Source organism: Vibrio hangzhouensis, assembly GCF_900107935.1.
Classification (GTDB): Bacteria; Pseudomonadota; Gammaproteobacteria; order Enterobacterales; family Vibrionaceae; genus Vibrio; species Vibrio hangzhouensis.
The window spans coordinates 41,384-66,567 of the sequence record NZ_FNVG01000005.1; the positions used below are offsets into that span (position 1 = coordinate 41,384).

General features: G+C 47.8%; 24 protein-coding genes. 12 read left to right on the top strand and 12 right to left on the bottom strand.

Going from position 1 to position 25,184, the window contains the following annotated elements:
- Nucleotides 1-7: 7 nt before the first annotated feature.
- The 3 genes from C4S60_RS06610 (at nucleotide 8) to C4S60_RS06620 (ending at nucleotide 2,082) form a co-directional block, all read left to right on the top strand.
- Nucleotides 8-901, top strand: coding sequence for a 2-hydroxy-3-oxopropionate reductase (locus tag C4S60_RS06610; protein WP_103879556.1), 894 nt, complete (start codon nucleotides 8-10; stop codon nucleotides 899-901).
- Nucleotides 902-1,161: 260 nt separating this feature from the next.
- The gene (locus C4S60_RS06615) at nucleotides 1,162-1,776 is read left to right on the top strand and encodes a TetR/AcrR family transcriptional regulator (RefSeq protein ID WP_103879557.1); all 615 of its coding nucleotides are present in this window, start codon (nucleotides 1,162-1,164) and stop codon (nucleotides 1,774-1,776) included.
- Nucleotides 1,777-1,830: 54 nt separating this feature from the next.
- Nucleotides 1,831-2,082, top strand: coding sequence for a hypothetical protein (locus C4S60_RS06620; RefSeq protein WP_103879558.1), 252 nt, complete (start codon nucleotides 1,831-1,833; stop codon nucleotides 2,080-2,082).
- Between the two features lie 51 nt (nucleotides 2,083-2,133).
- Here C4S60_RS06620 and C4S60_RS06625 read toward each other — a convergent pair whose 3' ends face one another.
- The 4 genes from C4S60_RS06625 to uraH all read right to left on the bottom strand — a co-directional run bounded on the left by C4S60_RS06625 (nucleotide 2,134) and on the right by uraH (nucleotide 7,148).
- Nucleotides 2,134-3,495, bottom strand: a complete 1,362-nt coding sequence (locus C4S60_RS06625) for an 8-oxoguanine deaminase (protein WP_103879559.1) — start codon at nucleotides 3,493-3,495, stop codon at nucleotides 2,134-2,136.
- A 140-nt stretch (nucleotides 3,496-3,635) separates the two neighbouring features.
- Nucleotides 3,636-5,045: a nucleobase:cation symporter-2 family protein gene (locus C4S60_RS06630; protein ID WP_103879560.1), complete on the bottom strand. Its 1,410-nt coding sequence runs from the start codon at nucleotides 5,043-5,045 to the stop codon at nucleotides 3,636-3,638.
- A 167-nt stretch (nucleotides 5,046-5,212) separates the two neighbouring features.
- On the bottom strand, nucleotides 5,213-6,556 hold the full coding sequence (locus C4S60_RS06635) for an NCS2 family permease (RefSeq protein WP_103879561.1): 1,344 nt from the start codon (nucleotides 6,554-6,556) through the stop codon (nucleotides 5,213-5,215).
- Between the two features lie 238 nt (nucleotides 6,557-6,794).
- Nucleotides 6,795-7,148, bottom strand: coding sequence for a hydroxyisourate hydrolase (uraH, locus tag C4S60_RS06640; protein ID WP_103879562.1), 354 nt, complete (start codon nucleotides 7,146-7,148; stop codon nucleotides 6,795-6,797).
- Nucleotides 7,149-7,505: 357 nt separating this feature from the next.
- Between uraH and puuE the strand changes: the two genes are divergently transcribed.
- The 5 genes from puuE to C4S60_RS06665 all read left to right on the top strand — a co-directional run bounded on the left by puuE (nucleotide 7,506) and on the right by C4S60_RS06665 (nucleotide 11,943).
- Entirely contained in the window at nucleotides 7,506-8,426 is a 921-nt protein-coding gene (gene puuE, locus C4S60_RS06645; protein WP_103879563.1) for an allantoinase PuuE, read from the top strand.
- A gap of 11 nt (nucleotides 8,427-8,437) precedes the next feature.
- Nucleotides 8,438-8,953, top strand: coding sequence for a 2-oxo-4-hydroxy-4-carboxy-5-ureidoimidazoline decarboxylase (uraD, locus tag C4S60_RS06650; protein ID WP_103879564.1), 516 nt, complete (start codon nucleotides 8,438-8,440; stop codon nucleotides 8,951-8,953).
- Nucleotides 8,954-9,097: 144 nt separating this feature from the next.
- Entirely contained in the window at nucleotides 9,098-10,084 is a 987-nt protein-coding gene (gene alc / locus C4S60_RS06655) for an allantoicase (RefSeq protein WP_103879565.1), read from the top strand.
- Between the two features lie 20 nt (nucleotides 10,085-10,104).
- Complete coding sequence (locus C4S60_RS06660) at nucleotides 10,105-10,674, top strand: ureidoglycolate lyase (protein ID WP_103879566.1); 570 nt, start codon at nucleotides 10,105-10,107, stop codon at nucleotides 10,672-10,674.
- A 21-nt stretch (nucleotides 10,675-10,695) separates the two neighbouring features.
- Nucleotides 10,696-11,943, top strand: coding sequence for a urate hydroxylase PuuD (locus C4S60_RS06665; protein WP_103879567.1), 1,248 nt, complete (start codon nucleotides 10,696-10,698; stop codon nucleotides 11,941-11,943).
- A gap of 44 nt (nucleotides 11,944-11,987) precedes the next feature.
- On the opposite strand, the gene C4S60_RS06670 is transcribed toward C4S60_RS06665, so the two are convergent.
- Both C4S60_RS06670 and C4S60_RS06675 read right to left on the bottom strand, forming a co-directional pair.
- Nucleotides 11,988-12,539, bottom strand: coding sequence for a DUF2301 domain-containing membrane protein (locus C4S60_RS06670; RefSeq protein ID WP_103879568.1), 552 nt, complete (start codon nucleotides 12,537-12,539; stop codon nucleotides 11,988-11,990).
- A gap of 2 nt (nucleotides 12,540-12,541) precedes the next feature.
- Complete coding sequence (locus tag C4S60_RS06675) at nucleotides 12,542-13,477, bottom strand: putative 2-dehydropantoate 2-reductase (RefSeq protein ID WP_103879569.1); 936 nt, start codon at nucleotides 13,475-13,477, stop codon at nucleotides 12,542-12,544.
- Nucleotides 13,478-13,578: 101 nt separating this feature from the next.
- On the opposite strand from C4S60_RS06675, the gene C4S60_RS06680 reads away from it, so the two are divergent.
- A complete protein-coding gene (locus tag C4S60_RS06680; RefSeq protein WP_103879570.1) occupies nucleotides 13,579-14,049 on the top strand; it encodes a DMT family transporter in 471 nt (156 codons plus the stop codon).
- Between the two features lie 13 nt (nucleotides 14,050-14,062).
- On the opposite strand, the gene guaD is transcribed toward C4S60_RS06680, so the two are convergent.
- The 5 genes from guaD to C4S60_RS06705 form a co-directional block, all read right to left on the bottom strand.
- Entirely contained in the window at nucleotides 14,063-15,397 is a 1,335-nt protein-coding gene (gene guaD / locus C4S60_RS06685; protein WP_103879571.1) for a guanine deaminase, read from the bottom strand.
- A gap of 66 nt (nucleotides 15,398-15,463) precedes the next feature.
- Nucleotides 15,464-16,288 (bottom strand): xanthine dehydrogenase accessory protein XdhC, encoded by an 825-nt coding sequence (xdhC, locus tag C4S60_RS06690; protein ID WP_103879572.1) that lies wholly within the window; start codon nucleotides 16,286-16,288, stop codon nucleotides 15,464-15,466.
- 12 nt (nucleotides 16,289-16,300) lie between these two features.
- Nucleotides 16,301-18,691, bottom strand: a complete 2,391-nt coding sequence (gene xdhB / locus C4S60_RS06695) for a xanthine dehydrogenase molybdopterin binding subunit (protein ID WP_103879573.1) — start codon at nucleotides 18,689-18,691, stop codon at nucleotides 16,301-16,303.
- Nucleotides 18,684-20,072 (bottom strand): xanthine dehydrogenase small subunit, encoded by a 1,389-nt coding sequence (gene xdhA, locus C4S60_RS06700; RefSeq protein ID WP_244183053.1) that lies wholly within the window; start codon nucleotides 20,070-20,072, stop codon nucleotides 18,684-18,686. Before xdhA ends, xdhB begins: the two co-directional genes overlap by 8 nt.
- A 416-nt stretch (nucleotides 20,073-20,488) precedes the next feature.
- Nucleotides 20,489-21,226, bottom strand: a complete 738-nt coding sequence (locus C4S60_RS06705; RefSeq protein ID WP_103879575.1) for a GntR family transcriptional regulator — start codon at nucleotides 21,224-21,226, stop codon at nucleotides 20,489-20,491.
- 305 nt (nucleotides 21,227-21,531) lie between these two features.
- Between C4S60_RS06705 and C4S60_RS06710 the strand changes: the two genes are divergently transcribed.
- Nucleotides 21,532-22,299 (top strand): TerC family protein, encoded by a 768-nt coding sequence (locus C4S60_RS06710; protein ID WP_103879576.1) that lies wholly within the window; start codon nucleotides 21,532-21,534, stop codon nucleotides 22,297-22,299.
- A gap of 109 nt (nucleotides 22,300-22,408) precedes the next feature.
- Here the strand turns inward: C4S60_RS06710 and C4S60_RS06715 are convergent, their stop codons facing one another.
- Nucleotides 22,409-22,597, bottom strand: a complete 189-nt coding sequence (locus C4S60_RS06715) for a hypothetical protein (protein ID WP_103879577.1) — start codon at nucleotides 22,595-22,597, stop codon at nucleotides 22,409-22,411.
- A gap of 524 nt (nucleotides 22,598-23,121) precedes the next feature.
- Here C4S60_RS06715 and C4S60_RS06720 point away from each other — a divergent pair.
- On the top strand, nucleotides 23,122-23,385 hold the full coding sequence (locus C4S60_RS06720; RefSeq protein ID WP_103879578.1) for a hypothetical protein: 264 nt from the start codon (nucleotides 23,122-23,124) through the stop codon (nucleotides 23,383-23,385).
- A gap of 572 nt (nucleotides 23,386-23,957) precedes the next feature.
- Nucleotides 23,958-25,181 (top strand): DUF819 family protein, encoded by a 1,224-nt coding sequence (locus C4S60_RS06725; RefSeq protein ID WP_103879579.1) that lies wholly within the window; start codon nucleotides 23,958-23,960, stop codon nucleotides 25,179-25,181.
- Nucleotides 25,182-25,184: the final 3 nt, after the last annotated feature.

Below are 25,184 nucleotides of genomic sequence, written 5' to 3' on the forward strand. Positions count from 1 at the left end.
ACACACTATGAAAATTGCATTCATTGGCACTGGTATTATGGGCCTGCCTATGGCGAAAAACCTACAGGCAGCGGGTTACGACATCGTACTATCCGACCATTTTAGTGCACCGCCAGTCGAACTGGTGACACGTGGTGCGATGGTTTGCCATTCCCCAAAACAAGCGACAGAAACGGCAGATGTGGTCATCCTGATGGTGCCTAACACCCCGCAAGTTGAAGACGTATTGTTTGGTGCTAATGGCGTAGAAGAAGGATTGGCAGCGACGTCAGACAAGCTTGTTATCGACATGAGTTCCATTTCTCCAATTGCAACCAAGTCATTTGCTAAACGCATTAAAGAAAGCGGGGCTCACTATCTCGATGCTCCGGTCTCGGGTGGTGAAGTCGGCGCTATCAACGCCACGTTGAGCATCATGGTTGGCGGAGATCAGGAAGCGTTTGACCGCGCTCGTCCAATTTTCGAAAAACTCGGCAAAAACATCACCTTAGTGGGTGATAGTGGAGCCGGTCAAACCTGTAAAGTTGCCAACCAGATCATTGTTGCGCTCAATATCGAAGCGGTATCCGAAGCGCTGGTGTTTGCATCCAAAGCAGGGGCTGATCCGGCACGCGTTCGTCAGGCGCTACTTGGCGGCTTTGCCAATTCGAAAATCCTTGAGGTCCATGGCGAGCGCATGGTGGAAGGCACGTTTGATCCTGGCTTTAAAATTGCCCTTCACCAGAAAGACCTGAATCTTGCGTTAACTGGCGCGAAAGAACTGGAAGTAGCATTGCCAAATACTGAGAACGCTCAGATTCTATTCGGTGAATGCGCAAAACTAGGGGGTGAAAATTGGGATCACTCCGCGTTGGTCAAAGCGATAGAGGCGCGTTCCAACCATTCAATCCGCAATGATTGATTCTGATGCTCAGGCCGTTGCGCTTGAGCCGGTAGAGTTATGATTTCCGCATAAATCGCGTAGTTTTGTCTCCTTTTATACGCGTTCTCGAAACTGTGCAGGTCGTTATTGGAGTTTTTGGGCTTCTAACTTCAATATTAACAGGCAACGGTCTGTATCGGTTTCGGGATTTTTTATCTCTCACTTCTCCCGTTAATATTTGGACTTCTTCTTTGATTTCATTAAGATGACATAAGTAGCGAAGGAATGCAGGGAATCCTATGTCTCGAATCAGACGAAAGAACCAAGACCTTATTATCGAAGTGGCCAGCGAACAGTTTGCTACGCATGGTTACGCTGCAACAAAGATGGTCGATATTGCCAAAGCGGCAGACATTCCCAAGCCTAATGTGTTCTATTACTTCAGCTCAAAAGACAAGCTCTATTACGCGGTATTGGAGACCGTCACTCAGCCACTGCTTGAGGCCTCGCATCCCATTGAGCAGCTTGACGATCCTGTCGAAGCACTGACGCAATATATTCGCACCAAACTCACTATTTCTCGTGATCACCCACACGCTTCAAGAGTCTTTGCCAGTGAAGTGATGTCCGGTGCTAAAGTGCTGCCAGAATCGATTCGCACCAAACTGCTGGAACAGTCGCAGATGATCATTGCTAAGTTCGCGCGTTGGTCTCAACAGGGGCTGATGGACGATGTGCCCCCTCATCATCTGATGTTTGCCATTTGGTCTGCAACACAAACCTATGCGGATTTTAACTGGCAGATCTGTAGTGTGCTCGACAAGACGGAACTGACCGATGCAGATTACGAAGAAGCGGCCCAGTTTTTAACAAAAATGGTGATTCAGGGCTGTGGCGTGATGAGCCGGGTTTGATGCTCAGTGAGTTCGCGAGAAGTAGGCTTTTAAGGTGAATAAAAAGGGAACAAGATGAACAAAGAGATGAAATTATTGGTGGTTGCTGTGGTTATTGCCTTGCTTAATATCATCTCTCACTTGCTATTATCTAAATATTTCACCGACTTCCCCTGGTTAGAAATCTCGCTCGCTTCCATCCCGTTTATTATGATGCTGCTTTGTGTGTTTGCAGTTCGTTATGCAGCTCGTGCGTTAGATGAAAAAAGAGCAAAGGAAGTAGAGTTGCTAGAGAGTTTTCACGACAAACATGGAGAGCCAGAATAATTCTGGCTCTCAACGGATAGGCAATTTTTTTAGCCAGGCACATTCGGGCAATTAAATACCTGTAGCCTTTTGTCTCAACCTCTTCGCAGCGGTTCTGTGCCTATCAATAAGTTGCGCTAAATCGACACCAATCACCGCGCCATCATGCACTCGCCATTGTCCAGCTACCATTACTCGATCGGCTTGTTGTGCACCGCACAGTAGCAAAGCGGCTAGAGGGTCGTGGCTGCCAGAGAAGCGGATGTCGTCGAGCCTAAACATGGCAATGTCGGCTTGTTTGCCTACACTGAGTTCGCCAATATCTGTTCGCCCCATCGCTCGTGCTGAACCTGATGTCGCCCAGCGAAGCGCATCAAAATGACTCACATTATTGGAGCCATAGCGAAGACGCTGTAGGTACATCGCCATGCGAACCTCAGCTATCAGGTTAGAGCCATCATTGGAGGCAGAACCGTCCACCCCAAGCCCCACTTTCACTCCGGCGGCCTCGAGTTCGTTATTCTTACAGATACCGGAGGCCAACATCATATTGGATGTCGGGCAGTGACAGATGCCGACCTCAGCCTTGCCCAGTCGTTGGATCTCTTCACTGTTGAAATGAATCCCGTGCGCCAACCAGGTTCGCTCGTTCAGCCAACCGACATCCTCTAGGTAATCAACCGGACGCATGCCAAATTTCTCGAGACAGAAATCTTCTTCATCAAGCGTTTCACACAGGTGCGTGTGCGTCATCACTGACTCATTTTTGGCGATTCGCGCCGTCTCTTTCATCAGCCCTGTGGTTACCGAGAATGGCGAGCAAGGTGCGAGCGCGATTTGGGTCATCGCTCCATCCTCACGTTGATGATAGCTACTGATCAAACGTAAGCTGTCGTCAACGATGGTCTGTTCGGTTTGTATTGTATGACGTGGTGGCAGTCCACCATCATCTTCTCCCAGGCTCATGGAACCACGAGTGAATATGGCGCGAATTCTAAGCTTCTTAGCGGCTTCGACCTGAAGATCTATCGCATGCTCCAGTCCGTTAGGGATAAGGTAGTGGTGGTCTGACGCGGTGGTGCAGCCTGACATGAGCAGCTCGACCAAAGCCAGCTCAGTCGCCACAGTCATCATTTCTTCATCGAGGTTAGCCCAGACAGGATATAAGCTCTGTAACCAGTGGAACAACTCTTTGTTGAGAGCGTCGGGATAAGCGCGGGTGAGAGTCTGATAGAAATGGTGATGGGCGTTGACTAGGCCCGGGGTCACCACATGCTGTGAAGCGTCAACGACACTGGTGATAGTGGTTGTGGGCTCTTGGTGTTTTGCGACCAGTTCGATAATCTGATTGCCTTCTACGACAATACCGCCGCTGGCATCTTCTGATGAACCTGTGTAGATCGCAAGTGGATTCTTAATCCATACGGTTTCCATTCATAGTAATCCTTAGCCATCTCAGCCTTTTCAGGGAAGAGGGTCTTTATGGTTTTTTAGATGAATATAAGGTGCTCTACATCGATATCTAAGCCAATATATCAGAGCACCGGTGAGTGATAGCCAAACGTTGTTAATGACTAATTATTACTTTTTGCCGGTAATTCTGTCTGTGATATTTCTTGGCTTTCTTCCTGTTGTTCCAGCTCATTCATTTCCTCTTTTACCATCGCGCGTATTTCAGCGTGCGCTTCTTGTTCTTCTTGTTTAGAGGACTTGGGCAACAATTGATGCAGTAAAACCGTGACGATTGTGCCTGTGGTAATGCCAGAATGGAGAAAGTTAGATAACTCATGAGGCAAGTGCTGCAATAAGCGCGGTTCAAAAGTCACGGCCAGCCCTGATGCTAAGCCCACACAAATGACCAGGGCGTTGCGCTTGGTATCCGCCGCTTTGATTAACATGCGAATACCCGCGTAGGCGATCATACCGAACATCACGAAGCCAACTCCACCCAGAACCGGCTTGGGGATGGTGACTGCGATCGCTGCCAGTTTGGGAAACAGGCCAGCAAGGATAAGCAGCGCCCCAGTTGCAGCCACCACATAGCGACTAGCCACACCCGTGATGCCGACTATGCCTACGTTTTGACTGAATGAAGCCAGAGGCATCGCGGTCAGACAAGCGGCGAGCGTGCTACCCAGGCCATCGCCGAGCAGTCCTCGTTTGAGATCTTTACCATCAATTTTCGTTTGGCAGTTATTGGCAAGGGCCATAAAGTCACCAGTGGCTTCGGCGATGACCACGATATAAACCAGACTCATGCTAACGATGGCACTGGCGGAAAAAGTCAGGCCGTACTTGAAAGGCTCTGCGCCACCAATCCAGGCCGCTGTGCTAATTTGCTCCAGATTGACCATGCCCATCGATAACGCCACGAGATAACCGCCCGCCAGCCCGATAACAATGGCCGAAGCAGCAACGGCACCTTTACAGTAAACGGATACCGCAACGACGATTCCAAGTGAAACTGCAGCAAGAAACAACTTGGGCAGGGTTGCAAACTCACTGCTCACGGCGGGCGCATCGCCCACCCAGTTCATGGCGACAGGTAAAATAGTTAACCCTATCAGTGTGACGACCACGCCACTGACGACGGTCGGGAAGAGTTTGCGCACTTTATCCATATAGAAGCTGGCGATGACGACGACGAAAGAGCCGACCAGTGCTGCGCCCATGATGCCTGCGACGCCGCTTTCATTGCCGATTGAAATGGCGACGCCGAGAAACGCAAAGCTCGAGCCCATGACCACTGGGAGTTTAATGCCAACGGGTCCGATTCCGACACATTGGGCGATGGTGACAATACCGGACACCAGAAGAGCGGCATTGATCAAAGAAACGATTTCATCATTGGGAAGCCCGATTGATGCACCGACAATGAGTGGAACAGCAACGATTCCACCAATAGAGGCCAGCATATGTTGCAGGGCGAGTAAGAAAGTCATGCCATGAGGCGGTTTTTGGTTCAGGGTATACAGAAGTTTCATACTTGTTCCTTTAGAGAGCGTTATCCCGGCTCTTCCTTGGTTGTGACATGGTGACTTCTACAAACTTCGTAGCGACAGAACTCCTGCACGTTCTGTATGCTGACCTCAACGCGCAGGGAGAATAACGGGTGGTAAGCACTGATAGCGCTTACCACCGGAGGAAGTGTCTAGCCGATGAACACCAGTTTGGCGACAAAGATGGCGCTTAGCAGATACATCGAGATAGAGACGTCTTTGGTTTTACCAGTGGCGACTTTAAGCACGGTATAGGTGATGAAGCCTAAAGCGATGCCGTTCGCAATAGAGAAGGTAAGCGGCATCATCAGTGCGGTAATGGCTGCGGGTGCACCGTTGGTGAAATCCTTCCAGTCCACATGCTGCATGCTGCTCATCATGACGAACGCAACGTAAATCAAAGCACCTGCGGTGGCATAGGACGGAATCATTCCAGCGAGAGGGGATAGGAAAATGGCCGCCAGAAATAACGCCGCAACCACGATAGCGGAAAGGCCGGTTCTGGCGCCCGCAGCGACACCTGCGGCACTCTCAACATAACTGGTGACCGGGGGACAACCTACACAAGCACCCGCTACACTTGAGATACTGTCCGCTTTGAGCGCTTTACTCAGCCCTTCGATGCGTCCGGTTTCCTTATTGATGAGGTGAGCACGCTCAGCAACGCCCATCAGGGTTCCTGCGGTGTCAAACATGTTTACAAACAGGAAGGCAAGAATAACGCTTATCATAGATACATTAAGTGCGCCGGTGATGTCCATTGCCATAAAGGTTGGCGCGATACTTGGTGGTGCGGAGAAGAAGCCGTTGTATTGAACCAAACCCAGCATCATACCGATAATGGTGACGCTGAGAATACCGATGAGTACTGCGCCAAATACGCGACGTTCGCTGAGTACGGCAATGATCAAAAACGCGATTGCTGCCAGCAGAGCATCGGGCTTGGTGAAGTCGCCAAGTGATACGAGAGTGGCTGGATTTTCAACCACAATACCTGCGGTTTTTAAACCAATCAGGCCGAGGAACAAGCCGACACCAGCTGTCATTGAGTAGCGCAAACTTTCCGGAATACTTTCGATAATCCATTGTCTGATTTTGTAAAAACTCATGCCGACAAATAGGATCCCGGAAATAAACACAGCGCCTAGTGCCACTTCCCAGCTATAACCCATTTCACTTACTACTGTGAAAGAGAAAAAGGCGTTAAGCCCCATGCCTGGTGCCAGCCCTACAGGCCAATTGGCAAACAGCCCCATGAGTAAGCAGCCAATGGCTGCTCCGATACAGGTTGCGACAAACACCGCTCCCTGATCCATCCCAGAGGCTGCCATAATGCTTGGGTTAACGAAAATGATGTACGCCATGGTAGCAAAGGTCGTGACACCTCCGACGAGCTCATTCTTAACGCTCGAGCCGTGCTGCTTGATCTTGAAAAAGCGATCTAATACGCCGTTTCCTGTCGATTCGTTGAGCACTTCTGCTTTGCTTTCATTCATTTGAGTAAGTCCTTTATACAATACCCTTAATGCCGAAGGCGGGTATGATTTTGTTGCTTTTCCTTAAATTGAAAACAGCAGTACCCGTGACGTCACTGTGGTGCAGCGATGCCATACCTCTATTGAGGAAGGTGCATTCCAATTTACTCGTTGCTCCGGTCAGAGAGCGGATTCTCGGTCAGTGTGAGGTTGCCTGTCTGTGTCTCATACTGGCCGGGAGAGGGTGAACCTGACTAGGTTAACTGCCTCGATAGGTTGAAAAACTGTAAGGGGAGACGAGTAGGGGAACATGATAGTGTGACTCGTCATCATGAATACCAAACCTAATAACAATATCATCGAGGAAAGGAATGGGATCTAACGGAGTGTTTTTGCGCTCAAAGTAACTGGCCACATGGAAAATCAGCTGATATTTGCCAGTGGTAAATTCGTCTCCCTCCAGAATTGGAGAGTCAGTTCTGCCATCGAAATTGGTCAAAACACTCTTAACAAAATGGCTTTCTTCCCCTTCTATACGAAATAAGTCCACCTGAATTTCTGCTCCCGGCACACCACTAGCTGTATCCAAAACATGCGTTGTTAGTCGTCCCATAATCCACTCGCGCTGTCGCGCGCTCCTATAATGTCAAAGTCCATATCCTGTATACAAACACCAGGACGATTTCATTCTACTGATATTAATATGTACACAATTTGCACCAATAGTAAAGGTTGATGTTATAAAAATGTTGCATCAAAACGGTGCGCTTCATTGGTGAATGTGCCCTGTATTTGGGCGTAAGATCTGTTCTTAAAATAATAAGTGCTTGAATATTATAGATATATTCCCGCAATGTAATTTAATAAACAAAATCTTTACATTGAGATAAATTATTGTATACAATTAAGTAAACCAAATAGAAAACCTGTGTAATAAAGCGCACGTGATAAATCAACAAGGAGTCTGTGGATGAATAAGGATTATTCGCGCAACCTCATCGGCTACGGAGCGAATCCCCCTCACCCCAAATGGCCTAATAACGCACGAATCGCGGTTTCCTTTGTATTGAATTATGAAGAGGGTGGTGAACGCTGTTTGCTACATGGTGATGAGGAGTCTGAGGCTTTTTTATCAGAGATCCCTGGCGCAATGCCAATCAAAGGTGAGCGCCACATCAGCATGGAATCTATCTATGAATATGGCAGTCGTGTCGGAGTATGGCGAGTGCTTCGCTTGTTTGAGCAATATGATATTCCGTTGACCATATTCGCGGTAGCAATGGCGGTAGAACGTTACCCTGACGTCGCTAATGCAATGAAGGAAGCGGGTCATGAAATCTGCAGTCATGGCTATCGCTGGATTGATTACCAATATATGGATGAGTCGCAAGAACGTGACCACATGATCAAGGCGATTGAAATTATCAAGCAAGTGACGGGTGAACGCCCTTTGGGTTGGTATACAGGGCGAACGGGTCCAAACACCCGTCGACTGGTTGCCGAAGAGGGAGGCTTCCTTTACGACTCCGACGCTTATGACGACGACCTGCCATACTGGCACACCGAAGCCGGCAGGCCACAACTGGTTATTCCCTACACCTTAGATGTCAATGACATGCGATTTGCTACCGCACAAGGGTTTAATTCGGGCGAGCAATTCTATCAATATTTAAAAGATACGTTCGACACACTTTATGAGGAAGGAGCCACCGCACCCAAAATGATGTCCATCGGACTGCATTGCCGACTGATTGGTCGCCCGGGGCGCATTGCGTCTCTCAAGCGTTTTCTCAATTATGTAAAGCAGCACCAAGATGTTTGGTTGTGTCGACGTATCGATATTGCCAGGCATTGGCATGAACACCATCCCTATCAACCTAGCGAACAGTAAGGAGCAAACTAATGAGTCATTTTAAATCTTGCAAACCAACAGAGATGGCACGTGACGAGTTTGTTTCCTGCTTTGCGGATATTTATGAGCACAGTCCCTGGGTTGCTGAGTCGGTGTTTGATTCTGGTATCCATTCAGAGGATGACCAGATTGAAGTTTTACATCAGAAAATGGCACAAACTCTGTTAAGTGCTTCAAAAGAGCAGCAACTGGATTTGATTAATGCTCACCCAGACTTAGCCGGGCGAGCTGCGATAAACGGCGAACTCACAGCGGCATCGACCGCAGAGCAGGCTGGTGCAGGTATCGACCAGTGCTCTGAAGAGGAGTTTGCAAAATTCACCACCTATAACAACAGCTACAAAAGTCGCTTCAACTTTCCCTTTATCATGGCGGTAAAAGGGGCCAATCGTTACCAAATTCTTGAATCGTTCGAGATGCGATTAGGCAATGATAGTGAAACTGAGTTTGCTACAGCGATTAACGAAATCAATAAGATCGCGTTATTTCGCTTGAGAGATATGTAAGTCAAAGGAAAGGCAGCTATCTCTTATCACCTGTCTATAACGTTAAGCGCCCTCGGCCACAAGGTTCGTAATAAAGGGATAACGCAAAGTTCGACAGGTACTCATTTTATTATTTATTGGATTAATTGAACTGGATGACAGGAAATGTCTTTGAATATTGAACAATACATCAACCTTGCAGATGACAAACTGGGCGCACAGGCGCTCTACGCTACTGACGATTTCTTTGCAGATAAGAGTCGCTTACTTCGTCGTGAAGCTCCGGTATGGAAAGAGGACCTTTATGATGACAATGGTAAATGGATGGACGGCTGGGAAAGTCGTCGCAAGCGTGGGGAAGGTTATGATTACTGCGTTGTTAAACTCGGGCTGGCCGGTACCATTGCCGGAATAGACATCGATACGTCGTTTTTTACCGGAAACTTCCCCCCTTCAGCATCTATCGATGCGATTTACAGTCCGGACGCGGATCCAACGGACGCCACGGACTGGGAGGAAATACTTCCGTCACAAAGCCTGGAAGGTGATAAACATCATCTGTCTGAAATCAATAGTGATAAGGTCTACACCCATGTTCGACTCAATATCTACCCAGATGGTGGCGTGGCGCGGTTACGTGTTTATGGCAGTCCAAGTGTCGACTGGGATGCGATTGACGAACTGCAACAAGTCGATTTGGCCGCAGTTGAGAACGGCGGTCGAGCGTTAGCATGTAGTGATGAACACTATGGCAACAAATCCAATATTCTCGGTCCGGGTCGTGGTGAGAACATGGGGGATGGCTGGGAAACGGCACGTCGCAGAACACCGGGTAACGACTGGGTGATTGTTGCTCTCGGTCATGCAGGAAACGTTGGCAGAGTGGTGGTAGACACGGCGCACTTTAAGGGCAACTACCCGGACAGCTGCTCTATTCAGGCCGCTAATGTCAAAGGAGGCACTGATGATCAGGTGGCAACGCAGAGTCTGTTCTGGAAAGAGTTGCTTCCATCGCAAAAACTCAGTGCACACAATATCCATGAATTTGTGGCTGAAGTGAATGACATTGGGCCGGTTACTCATGTCCGGCTGAACATCTTCCCGGATGGTGGGATTAGTCGCTTGCGCCTGTTTGGCACGAAAGCGGACTAAACTTAACAGAGGGAATTTTTATGAGTACTGGTATACGTCGACTCACTATTGAACCGTTAACCAAACAGGCGTTTGACGCATTTGGCGATGTTATTGAGGTAGAAAATAGTGATTATTTCATGATCAACAACGGCTCAACGCGTCGCTACCACAAATTAGCGCAAGCGGATGTGGAGGATCAGGGTGGGCATGCCATTATGAGCATCTTTCAGGCTACGCCACTTGAGTATCCGTTAACGATATCGATGCTAGAGCGCCACCCACTAGGTTCTCAGGCGTTTATACCACTACTTGGTCAACCGTATCTTATCGTCGTAGCTCCTAAAGGAGACAATCCGTCATTAGCAGAGTGCAGAGCATTCTTAAGCAACGGTCGTCAAGGCGTCAATTATCACAAAGGGGTTTGGCACCATCCTGTCCTGGCGTTGGTCGATCAGGATCAATTCCTGATTGTAGACAGAGGCGGGGAAGGGCATAACTGTGATGAGGTGTTTTTTGAACATGACCTTGTACAGCTCGACCTGCAGGAGCTGCCAGAAGACTTCGGTAGGAACAAACAAGATAAAGAGAAGCAGCAAGCGAGTGTCTAAGCTGCTTACGAGGAGTGTGTTATGGATCCACACATGACAGAATGGCTGAATCTGGCTATTCGCTGGGTTCACATGATAGTAGGTATCGCATGGATTGGTGCGTCATTCTACTTCGTTTGGCTTGAAAATAACCTGAATCGTAGCAATCCAAGAGAGGGCCTTTCGGGGGATCTTTGGGCGATTCACGGTGGCGGTATTTATCATTTAGAGAAATACAAACTGGCTCCACCAAAAATGCCGGAAAATCTGCACTGGTTTAAGTGGGAAGCGTACTTTACCTGGATAACAGGTGTCCTGCTCCTTGGCGTAGTGTATTACCTTAATGCAGAAATCTATCTGGTTGCGCCAGGCTCTGGAATAGATTCGGCGACCGCAGTTATGATTGGCGTCGCTTCATTGATTTCCGGTTGGGTTATTTACAATTTACTGTGTAACTCGCCATTGGGAAAAACACCGTTACTATTGGGTATCGTGCTGTTTCTAGCCTTGGTTGCTGCCGCTTATGGTCTTACTCAGGTATTCAGTGGGCGCGGAGCCTACATCCATGTGGGTGCAATTATCGGCACCATCATGGTGGGTAATGTATTCTTTGTGATCATGCCCGCTCAGCGAAACCTGGTAAAAGCGATTGAGGAGAATGTTGAGCCTGATCCAAGCTTGCCCGCTAAAGGATTACTGCGTTCTCGACACAATAACTACCTGACGCTTCCGGTACTGTTCATTATGATCAGTAACCATTTTCCGAGCACCTACGGCTCAGAGTTCAACTGGTTGATTCTGGCAGGCTTGTCGGTGTTCAGTATCCTGGTTCGCCACTATTTTAATACTCGTCATGGTAGTCAAAAGTTTGCATGGACGATACCAGCTGCAGCGCTGGGGATGGTCACACTGGCGTTCGTGACATCACCGTACGCGAATAAGCCAGTGGCTCCAGTCGCCAACGTCAAATCAGTACAACATGGCGGTGAAGTAATGACTGAGGCACAGGTCGCGAATAGCGATGGTACCATTCCATTCTCGCAAATTAATCAGGTGATTCAGGAACGTTGCTCGGTGTGCCATTCTGCGACCCCGACACATGCCGCGTTCCAAACTGCGCCAGCGGGTGTCATTCTGGATACTCCAGAAGAGATCAAAGTGAATGTACCGAGAATAGTGGCACAAACCGTTACGACGAAAGTGATGCCATTGGGCAACCTGACTCAAATGACCGATGAAGAACGCGTTCTGATAGGTGAGTGGGTTGAGCAGGGCGCTCAGATCCAATAGCAAAAGTGATGAAACTAGAAGCCAGAGCATATGCTCTGGCTTTTCTATATCTGGTAATTCGCCTTAATACCGATGTCAAAGTGCAGAGGCATTTGCCATTTTTTGACAGAAAGAAACCCCATAACCAGTCCCACCACCAAAAGCAGAGCACTTAATACTAATAACTTGCTTAGCATCATACATAACACGGCAATAACCAGACAAACAGGAACCAGCTTCAACCCGGGAACCTTAAAACAGAACGACTCTTTAAGAGCGATGCCGGAAAACGTGATAAAGCTAAATCCGAGAGTAAGCCAGACAGGAGATAGCATGGAAGCAAGCAGGATGGATATCCAGCCACTCCAGGCAATGACCATTCGTATTTTTTTATCGTAGATATGAATATTCGCAGCGCAGAGCGCGGTTGCGATAAGCATACTCCAATAAGCCGGGAGCTCATAGGGTGAGCCCTTGCTACCAATAGCGATGGCCTCATAGGAGAGTGCTGCCAGAACCAGACTGGCGAGTGAAAACAATGAAATGCCAACACGGTAGAGGCACACACTCAGTTTATCAGTACGGTCCAGTTCTTCCTGGTATTCGGGGTTCGCCATGGTTAACCCTCATTCTTTATTTGTTGGTTAATAAAACACAACTGCTGATAAAGCGCTTGTGTTTTGGGCATCGACACACCCTGTTTATCGGCCATGTCGATGGCATTTTTGTACATATACTGAAGCTCAAGTTCGCGTTGATGGCGCCTGTCGAGCAGCATGCTTGTCAGGTACGGCTTCATTTTGGCTGTGTTGGTTAACATCGCATCGATGAGCGCGTCTTCTATCAGTGTATCCGTTGTCTGCGCAGCCTGCTGAACTTCACCCATAATGCTTCGGGATAATTCAACCAGTTCATTACAGTTCATCATTTGTTTGGTATCGGCGTTTAACACCGTGGATAAGCCGTTAAACGGGATGTTCCAAAGGAGCTTTTTCCAGCGCGCATCGATGATGTTGCGGTCGATTTCGACATCGACACCTGCCTGAAGCAGATCCTCGGCAAATTCATCCAGAGCAGTTGTCTGTTTTTCTCCATAGAGACCCATGGTAATGCGGCCATAATCGATATGATGAATGTGGCCTGGCCCGGTCTTGTTTGAGCAGATAAAGCACAGACCGCCCCCCACGTAGGGTAAATCGAAGTGTTGTGCAATTTCTTGTTCTGCTCCAATGCCATTTTGCAGCAGCATCACTAAAGAGTCTGGCTTGAGCAGTGGCTTAAGAAGGGTATCAAGCAGATGATTCTGGGTTGTTTTCAAAGCGATCAGAATTACATCGGCTTTTGGCATCTCGCTTGTGTCTGCGTAAGCGTTGAGTTGCTTTTTATCAATTGAATAGTCACCGTAATGGGAATCTACGGTTAAGCCGTGCTCGGTGACGTGCTGATAATCGCTGTTAAAAAGAAAGTGAACATCGTGGCCACCATGATGAAGGCGGGCTCCGTAATAGCCACCTATTGCGCCGGTTCCGATGACTGCGAAAACCTTTTCTGTCATTTATTGTCCCTATATCCAACTGGTCGTATTAATAATGTACAGGAAATTTTTCAGGATTGAAGTGCTACGCTTGAATGAGTGATGGCGGATAAGGAGCAGATGTGGCAAACCTAACCAGTTTTGTATTAGTGATACTCAGTGTCATTGTAGGAATGACACTGGCATCGCAGGCAGGGATCAATGCTCAATTACGCAGTGGGCTTAGTTCACCACTGCAGGCCGCGTTTATCTCATTTGTGATTGGAACCCTGGTTCTGGGTACTTTAGTCCTCATCGAAGGTAAGCCTTGGTTTCCATCCGGATCTATCAGGTCAATACCCTGGTGGGCATGGTTGGGTGGTTTTCTGGGGGCGTTTAATATTGCAATGTCGATATACCTGGCACCCATGCTAGGGGCTTTAGCTTTGGCGATCTCGATAGTGTGTGGCCAGGTGATTGCCTCGCTGTTTTTTGACCAGTATGGGTTGCTGGGATACCCAAAAATCGAACTGTCACCACAGAGGTTGGGTGGGGCAATATTGATTGTGATTGGGGTGATCCTCGTTGCTAATCACCCCAGTAAAGGCAGTTAAATGTAGCGGTTGGTTAGCTCACCAATCGCTTGTCTCGTTCTCCTTTGGCATCATAGGCGAGGTCGCCATAGATATAGGTTTCGCTCACGGCTCGGTCATCCCCAAGGCTCATTAACACGAACAATTTCTCTTCGAGGGTTCTGGCTTGATTCATTCTAAAGCGCATCAATTGAGTGGCATGCAGATCTAAAACCACAAAGTCTGCTTCTTTGCCAACCGCCAGATTACCGATCTTATCATCCAGATAGAGAGCTTTGGCTCCGCCAAGTGTGGCCAGATACAGTGACTTCAATGGATGCAGTTTCTTTTGCTGCAACTGCATTATTTTATAAGCTTCACTCATGGTCTGAAGAATGGAAAAGCTGGTTCCAGCTCCGACGTCGGTGCCCATACCTATGCGAATGCCTTTGTCTTCAAGCTTATTAAGTTTGAACAGACCTGAGCCCAAAAACAGGTTTGATGTAGGGCAGAAGGCGATGGCAGAGCCTGTATCCGCTAGCCGCTGACACTCACAGTCTGACAAATGGATGCCATGTGCAAACACAGAGCGTTCATGAAGCAGGCCATAATGGTCATAAACATCGAGATAGCTGTCGCGCTCAGGGAACAGTTCCAGAACCCATTCAATTTCCTTTTTATTCTCTGATAAGTGAGTGTGCATGTACACGTCAGGGTATTCCTCAAGAAGCTTGCCAACCGTTGCCAACTGCTCGGGCGTACTGGTTGGAGCGAAGCGGGGAGTGACCGCATAATGGAGTCGCCCACGATTGTGCCATTTCTCAATCAGTTCCTTTGACGCCTGATAGCCAGATTCTGGGGTGTCGGTGAGATAGTCCGGTGCATTGCGATCCATCAGAACTTTCCCGGCAATCATTCTAAGCTGTCGCCTTTCGGCTTCTTCAAAAAACACGTCGACTGATTCTTTATGCACCGTGCCAAATACCAACGCGGTGGTGGTTCCGTTGCTGGCAAGTTCGTCGAAAAATAGCTTGGCGACTTTCAGCGCGTACATTGGGTTTTTGAAGCGTCTCTCCTCTGGGAAAGTGTAGTTTTCCAGCCAATCAAGTAGCTGTTCGCCGTAGGAGGCGATCATGCCCGTCTGAGGGTAGTGGATATGGGTATCGATAAAGCCTGAGGTGATGAGTTTATCTTTGTAGGTTTTCACCTTTAATGACTTAGGTTGCCTGGCCAGTACGTCAGTGGCGGTGCCGATATCAATAATCAACCCGTTTTCGACGACGATCATACCATCTTCAAAATATTGGTATGAGTTGTCTAAACCGACATCTTTGGGGTCGGCAATACTGTGTAATATACTGGCGCGATAGGCCTTGCGTTGCGATGTCATGGTACTTCCTTTTCGCCAATCCCATCGTGAATTGGCGGCATTGATTCTGAGTCTTTGAGTAAGTTTTTAACTTACTTCATGCAATGATTGAGACGAATCCGAGCGCTTTTGCTCCACAGGGTTGCCCTGATAAACGGAAATCAACTCGCCGGCCACTGAAACAGCAATTTCTGCCGGATGCTTGCCAGTGACGGCACTGATGCCTATTGGACAAACCATGGTGTTGATTTGCTCTTGAGAATAGCCGCGTTGATACAAACGGTAGTCGAATTTTTTACGTTTAGTCAGTGAACCAATCATCCCAAAATACGCACTGTCATTACGATCAATAATAGCTTTTGACAGCTCGAAATCGAGTTGATGGTTGTGGGTCATGACCAAATAGTAACTGTTTGGTGGCATGTGCCTGACTTCGCCAACCGGGTCGTCTGAGACTAACTTTTTCACACCTTCCGGTATTGTCTCGGGAAATTCTGCTTCACGTTCATCAATCCAGGTCACTCTGAAAGGGAGTGTAGCAACAATATGCAGCAGTGCTTTTGCTACATGTCCTGCACCAAAGAGCACCAAATGCTTCTGCATGGTGCCAATGGGTTCAAAGCTGAGCGTGGCGACTCCGCCGCAACACTGACCGAGACGGGCGCCCAGATTAAAGCGTTCTACTTTCAATGCGCTTTCACCTGAAATTAGCATTTCCCGTGCCATCTTGGCGGCCACGTGCTCCAGATGTCCGCCACCTATCGTGGCGACGATCTTATCGCGCGTGACCAGCATTTTCGTGCCCGCATCACGTGGCACGGAGCCCCGGTCTTCTAATACAGTCACCATGACGCAGGGCTCGTGGTTTTCTTCAAGTTTTGCGAGTTCATGAATCCAGTTGTCCTTAAACATAGTGACCTCCTATTAGTGGGTTTCGGTGGTGGTGCCAGCAGACAGCGTGTTGCCTTGCATCACTTCCTGTACTGCCATCAGTACGCGCTCTGGCGTTGCAGGGGTATTCAACTTGGGAATGGCACCGTCAACGGCAACGTAGGAAATTGCGTCTTTGAGCGCGCTCCACACGGACATGCCAAGCATGAATGGAGGCTCACCCACTGCTTTGGAGTTGAACACTGTGTCTTCAGGGTTACTTCTGTTTTCAAGTAGATGTGTCCTGAAATCAATGGGCATATCCGCAACAGCCGGGATTTTGTAACTCGCCGGGCCATTGGTCATGAGTCGTCCCTGTTCATTCCAGACCAGTTCTTCTGTGGTCAGCCAGCCCACACCTTGCACAAACCCACCTTCGACCTGACCGATATCGATAGCCGGATTCAGTGATGCTCCTACATCGTGAAGAATGTCGACACGCAGGATCTTGTATTCACCTGTGAGTGTATCGATGACAACCTCTGAGCACGATGCGCCATAGGCAAAGTAATAGAACGGGCGACCACGTGCTTTTTCATGGTCATAGTAGATCTTCGGTGTGCGATAGAATCCTGTGCTCGAAAGGGAGATTTGGTTCATCCACGCTAACTGAGCAAAGTCTGCGAATGTCATGATTTTTTCACGAATTTGCACCATGCCATTTTTGAAGACCACTTCTTCCGGCGTGACACCGAAGTGCGAGGCAGCAAATTCAATCAGACGCTGCTTAATGGTGATTGCAGCGTTTTGTGCAGCCTTACCATTGAGGTCGGCGCCCGATGAGGCCGCAGTGGGCGAGGTGTTCGGCACTTTGTCGGTGTTCGTTGCGGTGATTTGGATACGGTCAACATCTACTTGGAACTCCTCTGCTACGATTTGAGCCACTTTGATATTCAGGCCCTGGCCCATTTCTGTACCACCATGGTTCAGATGAATACTGCCATCGGTGTAGATATGAATCAGTGCACCAGCCTGATTCAGGAAGGTTGCGGTAAACGAGATCCCGAACTTGACCGGTGTGATGGCTAACCCTTTCTTGAGAATAGGGTTGTTTGCATTGTACTCAGCGATGGCTTTTCGTCTTGCGTGATAATCACTGCTTCGCTCAAGCTGTTCCGTGATCTCTGGTAAGAAATTATCTTCGACGGTCTGATAGTAGTGAGTGACATTGCGCCCTTCATCGCCATAGTAGTTCGCTTTGCGGACTTCTAAAGGGTCTTTTTTAAGGTAACGAGCGATCTCATCCATAATGTGCTCAATGGTCATCATACCTTGTGGGCCACCAAACCCGCGAAAAGCGGTGTTCGAAGCGGTATTGGTTTTACAGCGGTGGCCTGTCACCGTTGCGTCTCCCAGATAATAGGCATTGTCTGAGTGGAACATCGCGCGGTCGACAATCGAGCTTGATAAATCGGGTGAGTAGCCACAATTCCCAGCGACGGTAATTTCTGCCCCTTGAATAACCCCATTGTCATCAAAGCCAATTTTGTACTGGTTATAGAATGGATGGCGCTTGCCAGTCATGGTCATATCTTCGTTTCGGAGCAGGCGCATTTTTGTGGGACGACCAGTTAAATGAGCGATCACCGCACACATACAGGCAGGCCCTGCTGCTTGTGTCTCTTTACCGCCAAATCCGCCACCCATACGGCGCATGTCCACAACCACTTTGTGCATCGCAATACCCAGTACCTCTGCGATCAGTTTTTGCACTTCGGTTGGGTTTTGAGTGGAAGTGTAGACGATCATGCCACCATCTTCAGTGGGCATGACACTGCTGACTTGAGTTTCGAGATAGAAGTGTTCCTGACCGCCTATTTCCAGTTCGCCTTCAATAACGTGTTTTGCACTCGCCAGTGCTTTTTCTGAGTCTCCACGCTTTTGCTGGTGGCTCTCAGTAACAAAATGTTGTTGCGCCAGCGCTTCCTTAACATCCAGAATCGAGGGTAGCGCTTCGTATTCGACGATAGCAGCGTGAGCAGCTTTGCGAGCGGTCTCCAGATCGTTTGCCGCAACAGCAATAATGGGCTGGCCGTAATACTCCACAACGCCGTCAGCCAATAGTGGATCGCCGGGCAATATGGCGCCAATGTCTAATTGTCCCGGGACGTCTTGAGAGGTGATAGCGATCGCCACGCCTTCAAAGTCATAACAGGGAGTCACATCCAGTTTGGTGATTCTGGCATGGGCCTGAGTGCTCAATAGCGTATAGACATGAAGCTGATTCGGGAATTCCAAACGGTCGTCAATATAGACGGCTTCACCCGTCACTTGTTTGGCAGCGCTGTCATGTTTAACACTCTTGCCCACACCAGTTTTCAAATCTTGCTTAACAATGGCAACCATCTCTTCGTGAGTCAGTTGCTGATGATTCACGTTAGACATATGACGTTACCCTCGTTTCAATCAGATTGTTGGTGTTATTGGTTTCGATGTAATAGCGTTTGAGCATATTCGCGGCGGTCAGCGTACGGTACTCCTGGCTGGCACGAAAATCGGACAAAGGTTCAAAGTCGTTTTTTAACGCTGCCATTGCCGTTTCAATCGTTGCTTCGTTCCAGGCTTCGCCGACCAGCGCCTGTTCACAGAGACTCGCTCGTTTGGGGATGGCTGCCATGCCGCCAAACGCGACACGTGCTGCCGTAATTTGTTGGTTTTCAATGGTTACCAAGAAGGCACCGCAGACCGCGGAAATGTCATCATCCAGACGTTTAGAGAGTTTGTAAGCTCGAAACACACCCTTGGAAGGTTTAGGGATGATGATTTTCTCGATAAATTCACTTTCTTGTTGCGCTGTCACTTTATAGCTAATGAAGTACTCTTCAATTGGCATCGTTCGAACCTTGTCTCCACAACGAAGCTGGATGCTGGCATCCAGAGCAATCAATAGTGGCGGCGTATCTCCGATAGGAGAGGCATTGGCAATGTTGCCACCAATTGTACCCTGATTGCGCACCTGCAATGAGGCAAAGCGATGAAGTAACTCACCAAAGTCGGGATAGTGTCTGGTTAACAACTGATAGGCATCGCTGATTGGCAGGTTGGCACCAATTTCCAACGCATGCTCAGTTTCTTCACACACTTTCATTTCCTCGACCAGATTCACACTGATCAGGGTCTCGATCTCTCGATGAAACTGCGTCACTTCCAATGCCAGATCCGTGCCACCGGCAACCAGTTTGGCCTGTGGATGCGCTTTGTAGAGTTTAGCCAGTTCGTTGATAGTCTTGGGGGAGAATGCGGTCAGATGCCCTTGGCGTAAGCTGGCGTCTTCGTCCTGAATCGATTCGAGCTTCTGAATGGTGTCACGCTCAAGCTCAGAAAACTGGTCGACAATGCGGTCTTCAGAGCACAGTGATAATGCCGAATCTACGATAGGGCGGTAACCAGTACAGCGACACAAGTTGCCCGCCAGAGATTCCATGACGTCCCCTTTGCTGGCATTGGGTTTGTTTTTTGTCAGAGCGAACATCGACATGATAAATCCAGGGGTGCAATAGCCACACTGAGACCCATGAAAGTCGACGATCGCCTGCTGTACCGGATGGAGCGAGCGATCCCGAGCTTGTAGATCTTCAACGGTGATGAGCTGTTTGCCATGCAATGCTGAGATAAAGGTCAAGCACGAGTTGACACTGCGATACTGAAGCTTGCCATCAACAAGCTCACCAAGTACCACAGTACATGCGCCACAGTCTCCAGAACCGCAGCCTTCTTTGGTTCCGGTTTTTTTAACATGAGTGCGTAAGTAATTGAGCACTGTCATGTTAGGGGAGACATTTGTTTCTTGTCTGATTTCTTGATTGAGTAAAAAAGTAATCAAGAGACCTCCTTGTCACTGTCTGATTCGTTAATTAATTTTCTGACCTTTGGGTCAATAATTGGCTAATTTGACCAAGAGGTCAACTAAAAATTTACATATCAGCAACATTTATAATTCAATAATAGAAGAAGAATTAGGGTGGTTACGGCTAACCTTATGAATTGTAGTAATATATTACGAAAATCAATCGCTTTTAGTGTTACAAAAAATCATCAATGATTATTTCGATGTGTCGAGGCGAACGTGACGGAAAATTCGATAATCAGCAGACAATGGCGCCCAGAGCAGGAGGAAGGGAGCCGAGTGTTAAGCGATGGTGGAGAGAAGGACCAGCCTGACTTTGGCTGGCCTTTGGTGGGTTAACTGGCCTTATTTTTTAACACGTTTGAGAACACGACGTGAAGGTCATTGGAGGCGGTGTTGCCATCCAGATTCAATTTAGAACGAATATGCTCCAGGTGTTCATTCATCAGCGCCAATGCCTGGGTCAGATCGCCATTCTCAATGGCGTTGAGCAGGTTGGTGTGCTCATCCTGAGAACAGTTTGAATGGCTGCCGGTCTCATACATGGCAATCAACAGAGAGGATTGTGAGACGATACTGCGTTGGAATGCCAGCAGTGGGGCGTTGTCTGCCATTTCGGCCAATTTGATATGAAACTCACCGGACAGTCGCAGGCCACTGCCGTAATCGTCCTGGGCAAAAGCGTTATTCTCTTCCTCGACCAGCTTTCGACACTCCGCGATTTGCGCTTTGGTTGCGTGCTGAACCGCCAGTTCGATAATCGCCAATTCAAGCACTTCTCGAGCCTTGAAAATCTGCTTTGCTTCTTCAACAGAGGGAGCGGATACAATGGCGCCGCGGTTAGGGCGGATGTCGACGACTTTCTCCAGGGATAGACGCAATAGAGCACGTCTGATAATGGTTCGGCTGACGCCAAAAATTTCGGCTAACGCTTCTTCATTAAGCTTTGTCGCAGGGGGCAGTCTTTGCTCCAGAATAGCATCAAAGATATGACAGTAAACGACGTCGTCCTGAGTTTGACCCGCGACTTTTGTTTTTACGTTTTTACTTACTGAGTTTTTCAGGCTTCCCATCTGATACAGCACTCTTATTGTTATGTGTCCTTATAAAACAATAATACTTCAGTTTGTATACAAATGGCCATACAAGCAGAAATTTGTGACCGAGTGGGCAGTATTACTGCTTACGCCTTTAAAATAGAGGGGGTATTTTCAATTGTGAATAGCGTACACACTTGGTTACATTCTCGTCTATTGCTTGCCTGAGAGTTTGGTGATTTACTGGCGATCCCTAAGCAACAGAGGTATTAACTCTAAATGGACGACCCCTTTAGTCGACTTTACACTTCACTTGGTTCCACTTTCTTGGAGCCACAATCATGTTAGAACTTTTCCTTCAGCCTGAAGCATGGGCTATTTTTGCCACACTATTTGCCCTAGAGATCGTACTCGGTGTTGATAACGTCGTGTTTATCTCCGTACTTTGTGAGCGCCTTCCACTACATCAACGCAAACTGGCTCGAAATCTAGGTATTGGTTTGGCCGTTATGGCTCGTATTGTCTTGGTATTTTCGATTACTTGGGTCATGTCGTTGACGCAACCTTTATTCGAATTCGCTGACATCGCCTTTACTGGACGAGACATGATTATGATCCTGGGTGGTGCGTTTTTGTTGGCTAAGAGCCTTAAGGAGCTTTGGAGTTGGCTGACTTATGATGAAGCAACGCATTCGACACGTGTGAGCGCGGGACTGGCTGTAGTGTTATTACAAATTGTCGCGGTGGATGCGGTGTTCTCTATGGACTCGGTCATTACGGCGGTTGGTTTAACAAGTGAAGTTCCAATCATGGTCGCTGCGATATTAGCGTCGGCGGTGGTAATGGTGTTGACGGCAGAGAAAATTAATAACCTTGTTACCCAGTACCCGGGCTTCAAAACCCTAGCGTTACTGTTCTTGGTGTTACTAGGTGGATTGTTGATGGCAGAAGGCTTCGCTATTCACATCAACAAAGGTTACGTCTACTTTGCAATGGCATTTGGTTTGATACTCGAGCTCTGTCATATCCAGTTAAAGCGAAAACAAACGTCAATTACGATCAAAAAAATTCGTCCGCACTCCATCAGTACGGCGACCCAACGGTCGTAACACCAGAAAAGGAGAGCATTTGCTCTCCTTTGTTATTTGTATTCTCTTCGATGAATGCATGTCATCCAGTTATCGAAATTAGCTCATGACGGCCGACGATGTATTGAGGTTAGATACCGAAATCGTAACCCTGGTATATATCGGACAGTGATTTGGGTTTACGGCTGCGCTTTGTTGGAGCTGAGTGATATTCACTCTTTATCGCATCGGCATGGGCTTGCGCAGATTTCGTGAATTCAGGGTTGGCCATCGCTTGTTTGCGAAGCTCATTGATGCGTTCGAGTCTTTCTTGCAACATAACTACACCTCATGAATTACTGTATGTATAAACAGTATAGGCGCGAGCTGTATAAATATCCAGTATTATTGCAGTGCTTGCTCTTTACATTTCTATTCGAAGACGGCAAGCGATCCTCTGATTTTTCTAGTGGGCAGAAGTGATTGATCATTTCCTCGAATTAGTGGCTCCGAGAAAAGAACAGTTTTCTGCGTAAGTGCACGTGAGTTTTGTGAGTCCCTTTACATATCGATAGCAGGCTTTGAAGGACTTTTAGCTGTTCTTTCAAGCCTCGAATTCAACGATAAGTTAAATAGCTTTTAGCTGTGTGAACGTTTGTATCAACTGATTTCTGAGACATTGAAGTTGTTAACGTGCTTCACTTATATTCGCGTTTCTGTATGAAGGTCGTTAAATCATTATTCAGAGTCAGCACTCTTCTTAAGGTACATAAAAATGATAAATAGAACATACACTACAACTGGCGACTCAAAGTACGCCCAATCTGAAGTGCCTCCCGATGGTGTTCAACTTGAGGAAATCTCATGATTGAAATTCACTGGACTGTGGCACTGGCGATGAGTTTTTGCAGTTTACTGGGGCTTATCAAAATGTTTGGCAGGCGGGTAGACCGGTTTATGACCAGAACGGTGAACCAGATGCTCAAGATCATGCAAGGTTCAATGAAAGCATCTAACTATTCGCAGCAGCGAACCGAATCAGAGCTCTATCAGGTAGGTAGTCAGGAACGTAAGTATGAGTTTGGGGACTATATACGTCAACAAACCCAAAATAAGGATAAATCATAACCTATTAAGCTTGAGTTTCTTTGACTGGAGCTCGGGGTTAACCGAGCTCCAAATTTTATACAGTGACAGCCATGCTTCTCATCTTCTCATCTTCTCACCTTTTCACCTTTCTACTCTTTTCATTGGTCAAACGGTGGTTCATAAGCCGCTCTATGCCGTCGTGAGACGTAAAACATGCCTACTTAATGTGACTTATATCAAAGAAACTCACACCATAACTTGGTGAGAAACTGCGCAATTTAACATTTTATGTGCACTTGGTTGTATTTTGGTGGGTGATTACTCCTATTTGCTTTTTGTGATGGTAGTGGTGATAGAAGTGTGGAGAGTACGTGTTACAACGTTCTGATTTTTAGACGTAAATCGATATTGGAAACAGCATTGAAGGCTTTTTATAACAAAGAGTTTTCCCAAGCAGCCAATCATTACCAATGATGGTTGTTTATCTATTCATTTTATATGGGTAAAAATTGTTAAAATTTGTGACCGTTCTCAGTTGTATGTATAGTCTCGGCCCGCTAACAAAATGTATCTAAATGTTTCAGAGATACACGTTAAGGAGATTTACAACCATGATCACAAATGATGCCGTCATAATGGGCCTGTTGGCTGTTATTTTAGGTGGTGTATTTATCACTGAAAGCAGCAGCAATCCTTTCTGGAGAAAGTTCTATACCTTCATTCCAGGCCTGTTGTTGTGCTACTTCGTACCATCATTGCTTAATACCTGGGGCATTATTGATGTCACTAACTCAAACTTGTACTTTGTAGCGAGTCGCTATTTGTTACCGGGCGCTTTGGTACTGCTTATTGTCTCGGCCGATCTTAAGAAGGTATTTGGCTTAGGCTCGAAAGCCGTCATCATGTTTTTAACTGGTACGCTTGGGATCATCGTTGGAGGCCCGGCAGCACTCCTGATTATCGACTTTATTAATCCAGATTTGGTTAGCGGTGATGTGTGGCGCGGCCTGACGACCGTAGCCGGTTCCTGGATTGGCGGCGGTGCGAACCAGGCCGCAATGAAAGAAGTCTTTAATGTTGATGACCAGTTGTTCTCAGCCATGATCACTGTTGACGTTATCTGTGCCAACATCTGGATGGCGATTTTGCTGATCATGGCTGGTCGTCAAAGAGAAATGGACAACTGGCTGAAAGCGGACACGTCATCGATTGATGAACTCAAAGATACGGTCGCGCACTACGAAAAAGAAAACTCGCGTCCAATCACCACGACGGACATGATGAAAGTTGTGGCTATCGCGTTTGGTCTGACCGGCCTGGCTCACTTCTTTGCAGACAAAATTGCGCCGTGGATTGAAACCAATGCACCTGAGTTGGCTAAGTACAGCCTGACCTCTGGCTTCTTCTGGCTAATTGTTCTGGTGACCACGTTTGCGTTGATCGCGTCGACATTTAAATCAGCACGTACTCTAGAGCACGCCGGTGCTTCGAAAATTGGCTCTGCTTTCATCTATGTACTTGTCGCTACGATTGGTATGCAGATGGACGTGACCGCGATTCTGGATAATCCGGGTTACTTCTTTATCGGTATTACCTGGCTGACGATTCACGCGCTGCTGATGATCGGTGTAGCCAAGTTGATTCGTGCGCCACTGTTCTTTATGGCAGTGGGCAGTCAGGCTAACGTCGGCGGCGCAGCGTCTGCGCCAGTTGTCGCGGCGGCCTTCCACCCGGCACTGGCTCCGGTCGGTATCTTGATGGCAGTACTGGGTTACGCATTGGGTACGTATGGCGCTTACATTTGCGGAATCATCATGCAAACCGCAGCAGGCTGATAC

What these genes read in the sequence shown, in the direction of transcription:
- C4S60_RS06610 (WP_103879556.1), top strand. Translation starts at nt 8, where the DNA reads ATGAAAATTGCATTCATTGGCACTGGTATTATGGGCCTGCCTATGGCG.
- C4S60_RS06615 (WP_103879557.1), top strand. Translation starts at nt 1,162, where the DNA reads ATGTCTCGAATCAGACGAAAGAACCAAGACCTTATTATCGAAGTGGCC.
- C4S60_RS06620 (WP_103879558.1), top strand. Translation starts at nt 1,831, where the DNA reads ATGAACAAAGAGATGAAATTATTGGTGGTTGCTGTGGTTATTGCCTTG.
- C4S60_RS06625 (WP_103879559.1), bottom strand. Translation starts at nt 3,495, where the DNA reads ATGGAAACCGTATGGATTAAGAATCCACTTGCGATCTACACAGGTTCA.
- C4S60_RS06630 (WP_103879560.1), bottom strand. Translation starts at nt 5,045, where the DNA reads ATGAAACTTCTGTATACCCTGAACCAAAAACCGCCTCATGGCATGACT.
- C4S60_RS06635 (WP_103879561.1), bottom strand. Translation starts at nt 6,556, where the DNA reads ATGAATGAAAGCAAAGCAGAAGTGCTCAACGAATCGACAGGAAACGGC.
- uraH (WP_103879562.1), bottom strand. Translation starts at nt 7,148, where the DNA reads ATGGGACGACTAACAACGCATGTTTTGGATACAGCTAGTGGTGTGCCG.
- puuE (WP_103879563.1), top strand. Translation starts at nt 7,506, where the DNA reads ATGAATAAGGATTATTCGCGCAACCTCATCGGCTACGGAGCGAATCCC.
- uraD (WP_103879564.1), top strand. Translation starts at nt 8,438, where the DNA reads ATGAGTCATTTTAAATCTTGCAAACCAACAGAGATGGCACGTGACGAG.
- alc (WP_103879565.1), top strand. Translation starts at nt 9,098, where the DNA reads ATGTCTTTGAATATTGAACAATACATCAACCTTGCAGATGACAAACTG.
- C4S60_RS06660 (WP_103879566.1), top strand. Translation starts at nt 10,105, where the DNA reads ATGAGTACTGGTATACGTCGACTCACTATTGAACCGTTAACCAAACAG.
- C4S60_RS06665 (WP_103879567.1), top strand. Translation starts at nt 10,696, where the DNA reads ATGGATCCACACATGACAGAATGGCTGAATCTGGCTATTCGCTGGGTT.
- C4S60_RS06670 (WP_103879568.1), bottom strand. Translation starts at nt 12,539, where the DNA reads ATGGCGAACCCCGAATACCAGGAAGAACTGGACCGTACTGATAAACTG.
- C4S60_RS06675 (WP_103879569.1), bottom strand. Translation starts at nt 13,477, where the DNA reads ATGACAGAAAAGGTTTTCGCAGTCATCGGAACCGGCGCAATAGGTGGC.
- guaD (WP_103879571.1), bottom strand. Translation starts at nt 15,397, where the DNA reads ATGACATCGCAACGCAAGGCCTATCGCGCCAGTATATTACACAGTATT.
- xdhC (WP_103879572.1), bottom strand. Translation starts at nt 16,288, where the DNA reads ATGTTTAAGGACAACTGGATTCATGAACTCGCAAAACTTGAAGAAAAC.
- xdhB (WP_103879573.1), bottom strand. Translation starts at nt 18,691, where the DNA reads ATGTCTAACGTGAATCATCAGCAACTGACTCACGAAGAGATGGTTGCC.
- xdhA (WP_244183053.1), bottom strand. Translation starts at nt 20,072, where the DNA reads ATGACAGTGCTCAATTACTTACGCACTCATGTTAAAAAAACCGGAACC.
- C4S60_RS06705 (WP_103879575.1), bottom strand. Translation starts at nt 21,226, where the DNA reads ATGGGAAGCCTGAAAAACTCAGTAAGTAAAAACGTAAAAACAAAAGTC.
- C4S60_RS06710 (WP_103879576.1), top strand. Translation starts at nt 21,532, where the DNA reads ATGTTAGAACTTTTCCTTCAGCCTGAAGCATGGGCTATTTTTGCCACA.
- C4S60_RS06715 (WP_103879577.1), bottom strand. Translation starts at nt 22,597, where the DNA reads ATGTTGCAAGAAAGACTCGAACGCATCAATGAGCTTCGCAAACAAGCG.
- C4S60_RS06720 (WP_103879578.1), top strand. Translation starts at nt 23,122, where the DNA reads ATGATTGAAATTCACTGGACTGTGGCACTGGCGATGAGTTTTTGCAGT.
- C4S60_RS06725 (WP_103879579.1), top strand. Translation starts at nt 23,958, where the DNA reads ATGATCACAAATGATGCCGTCATAATGGGCCTGTTGGCTGTTATTTTA.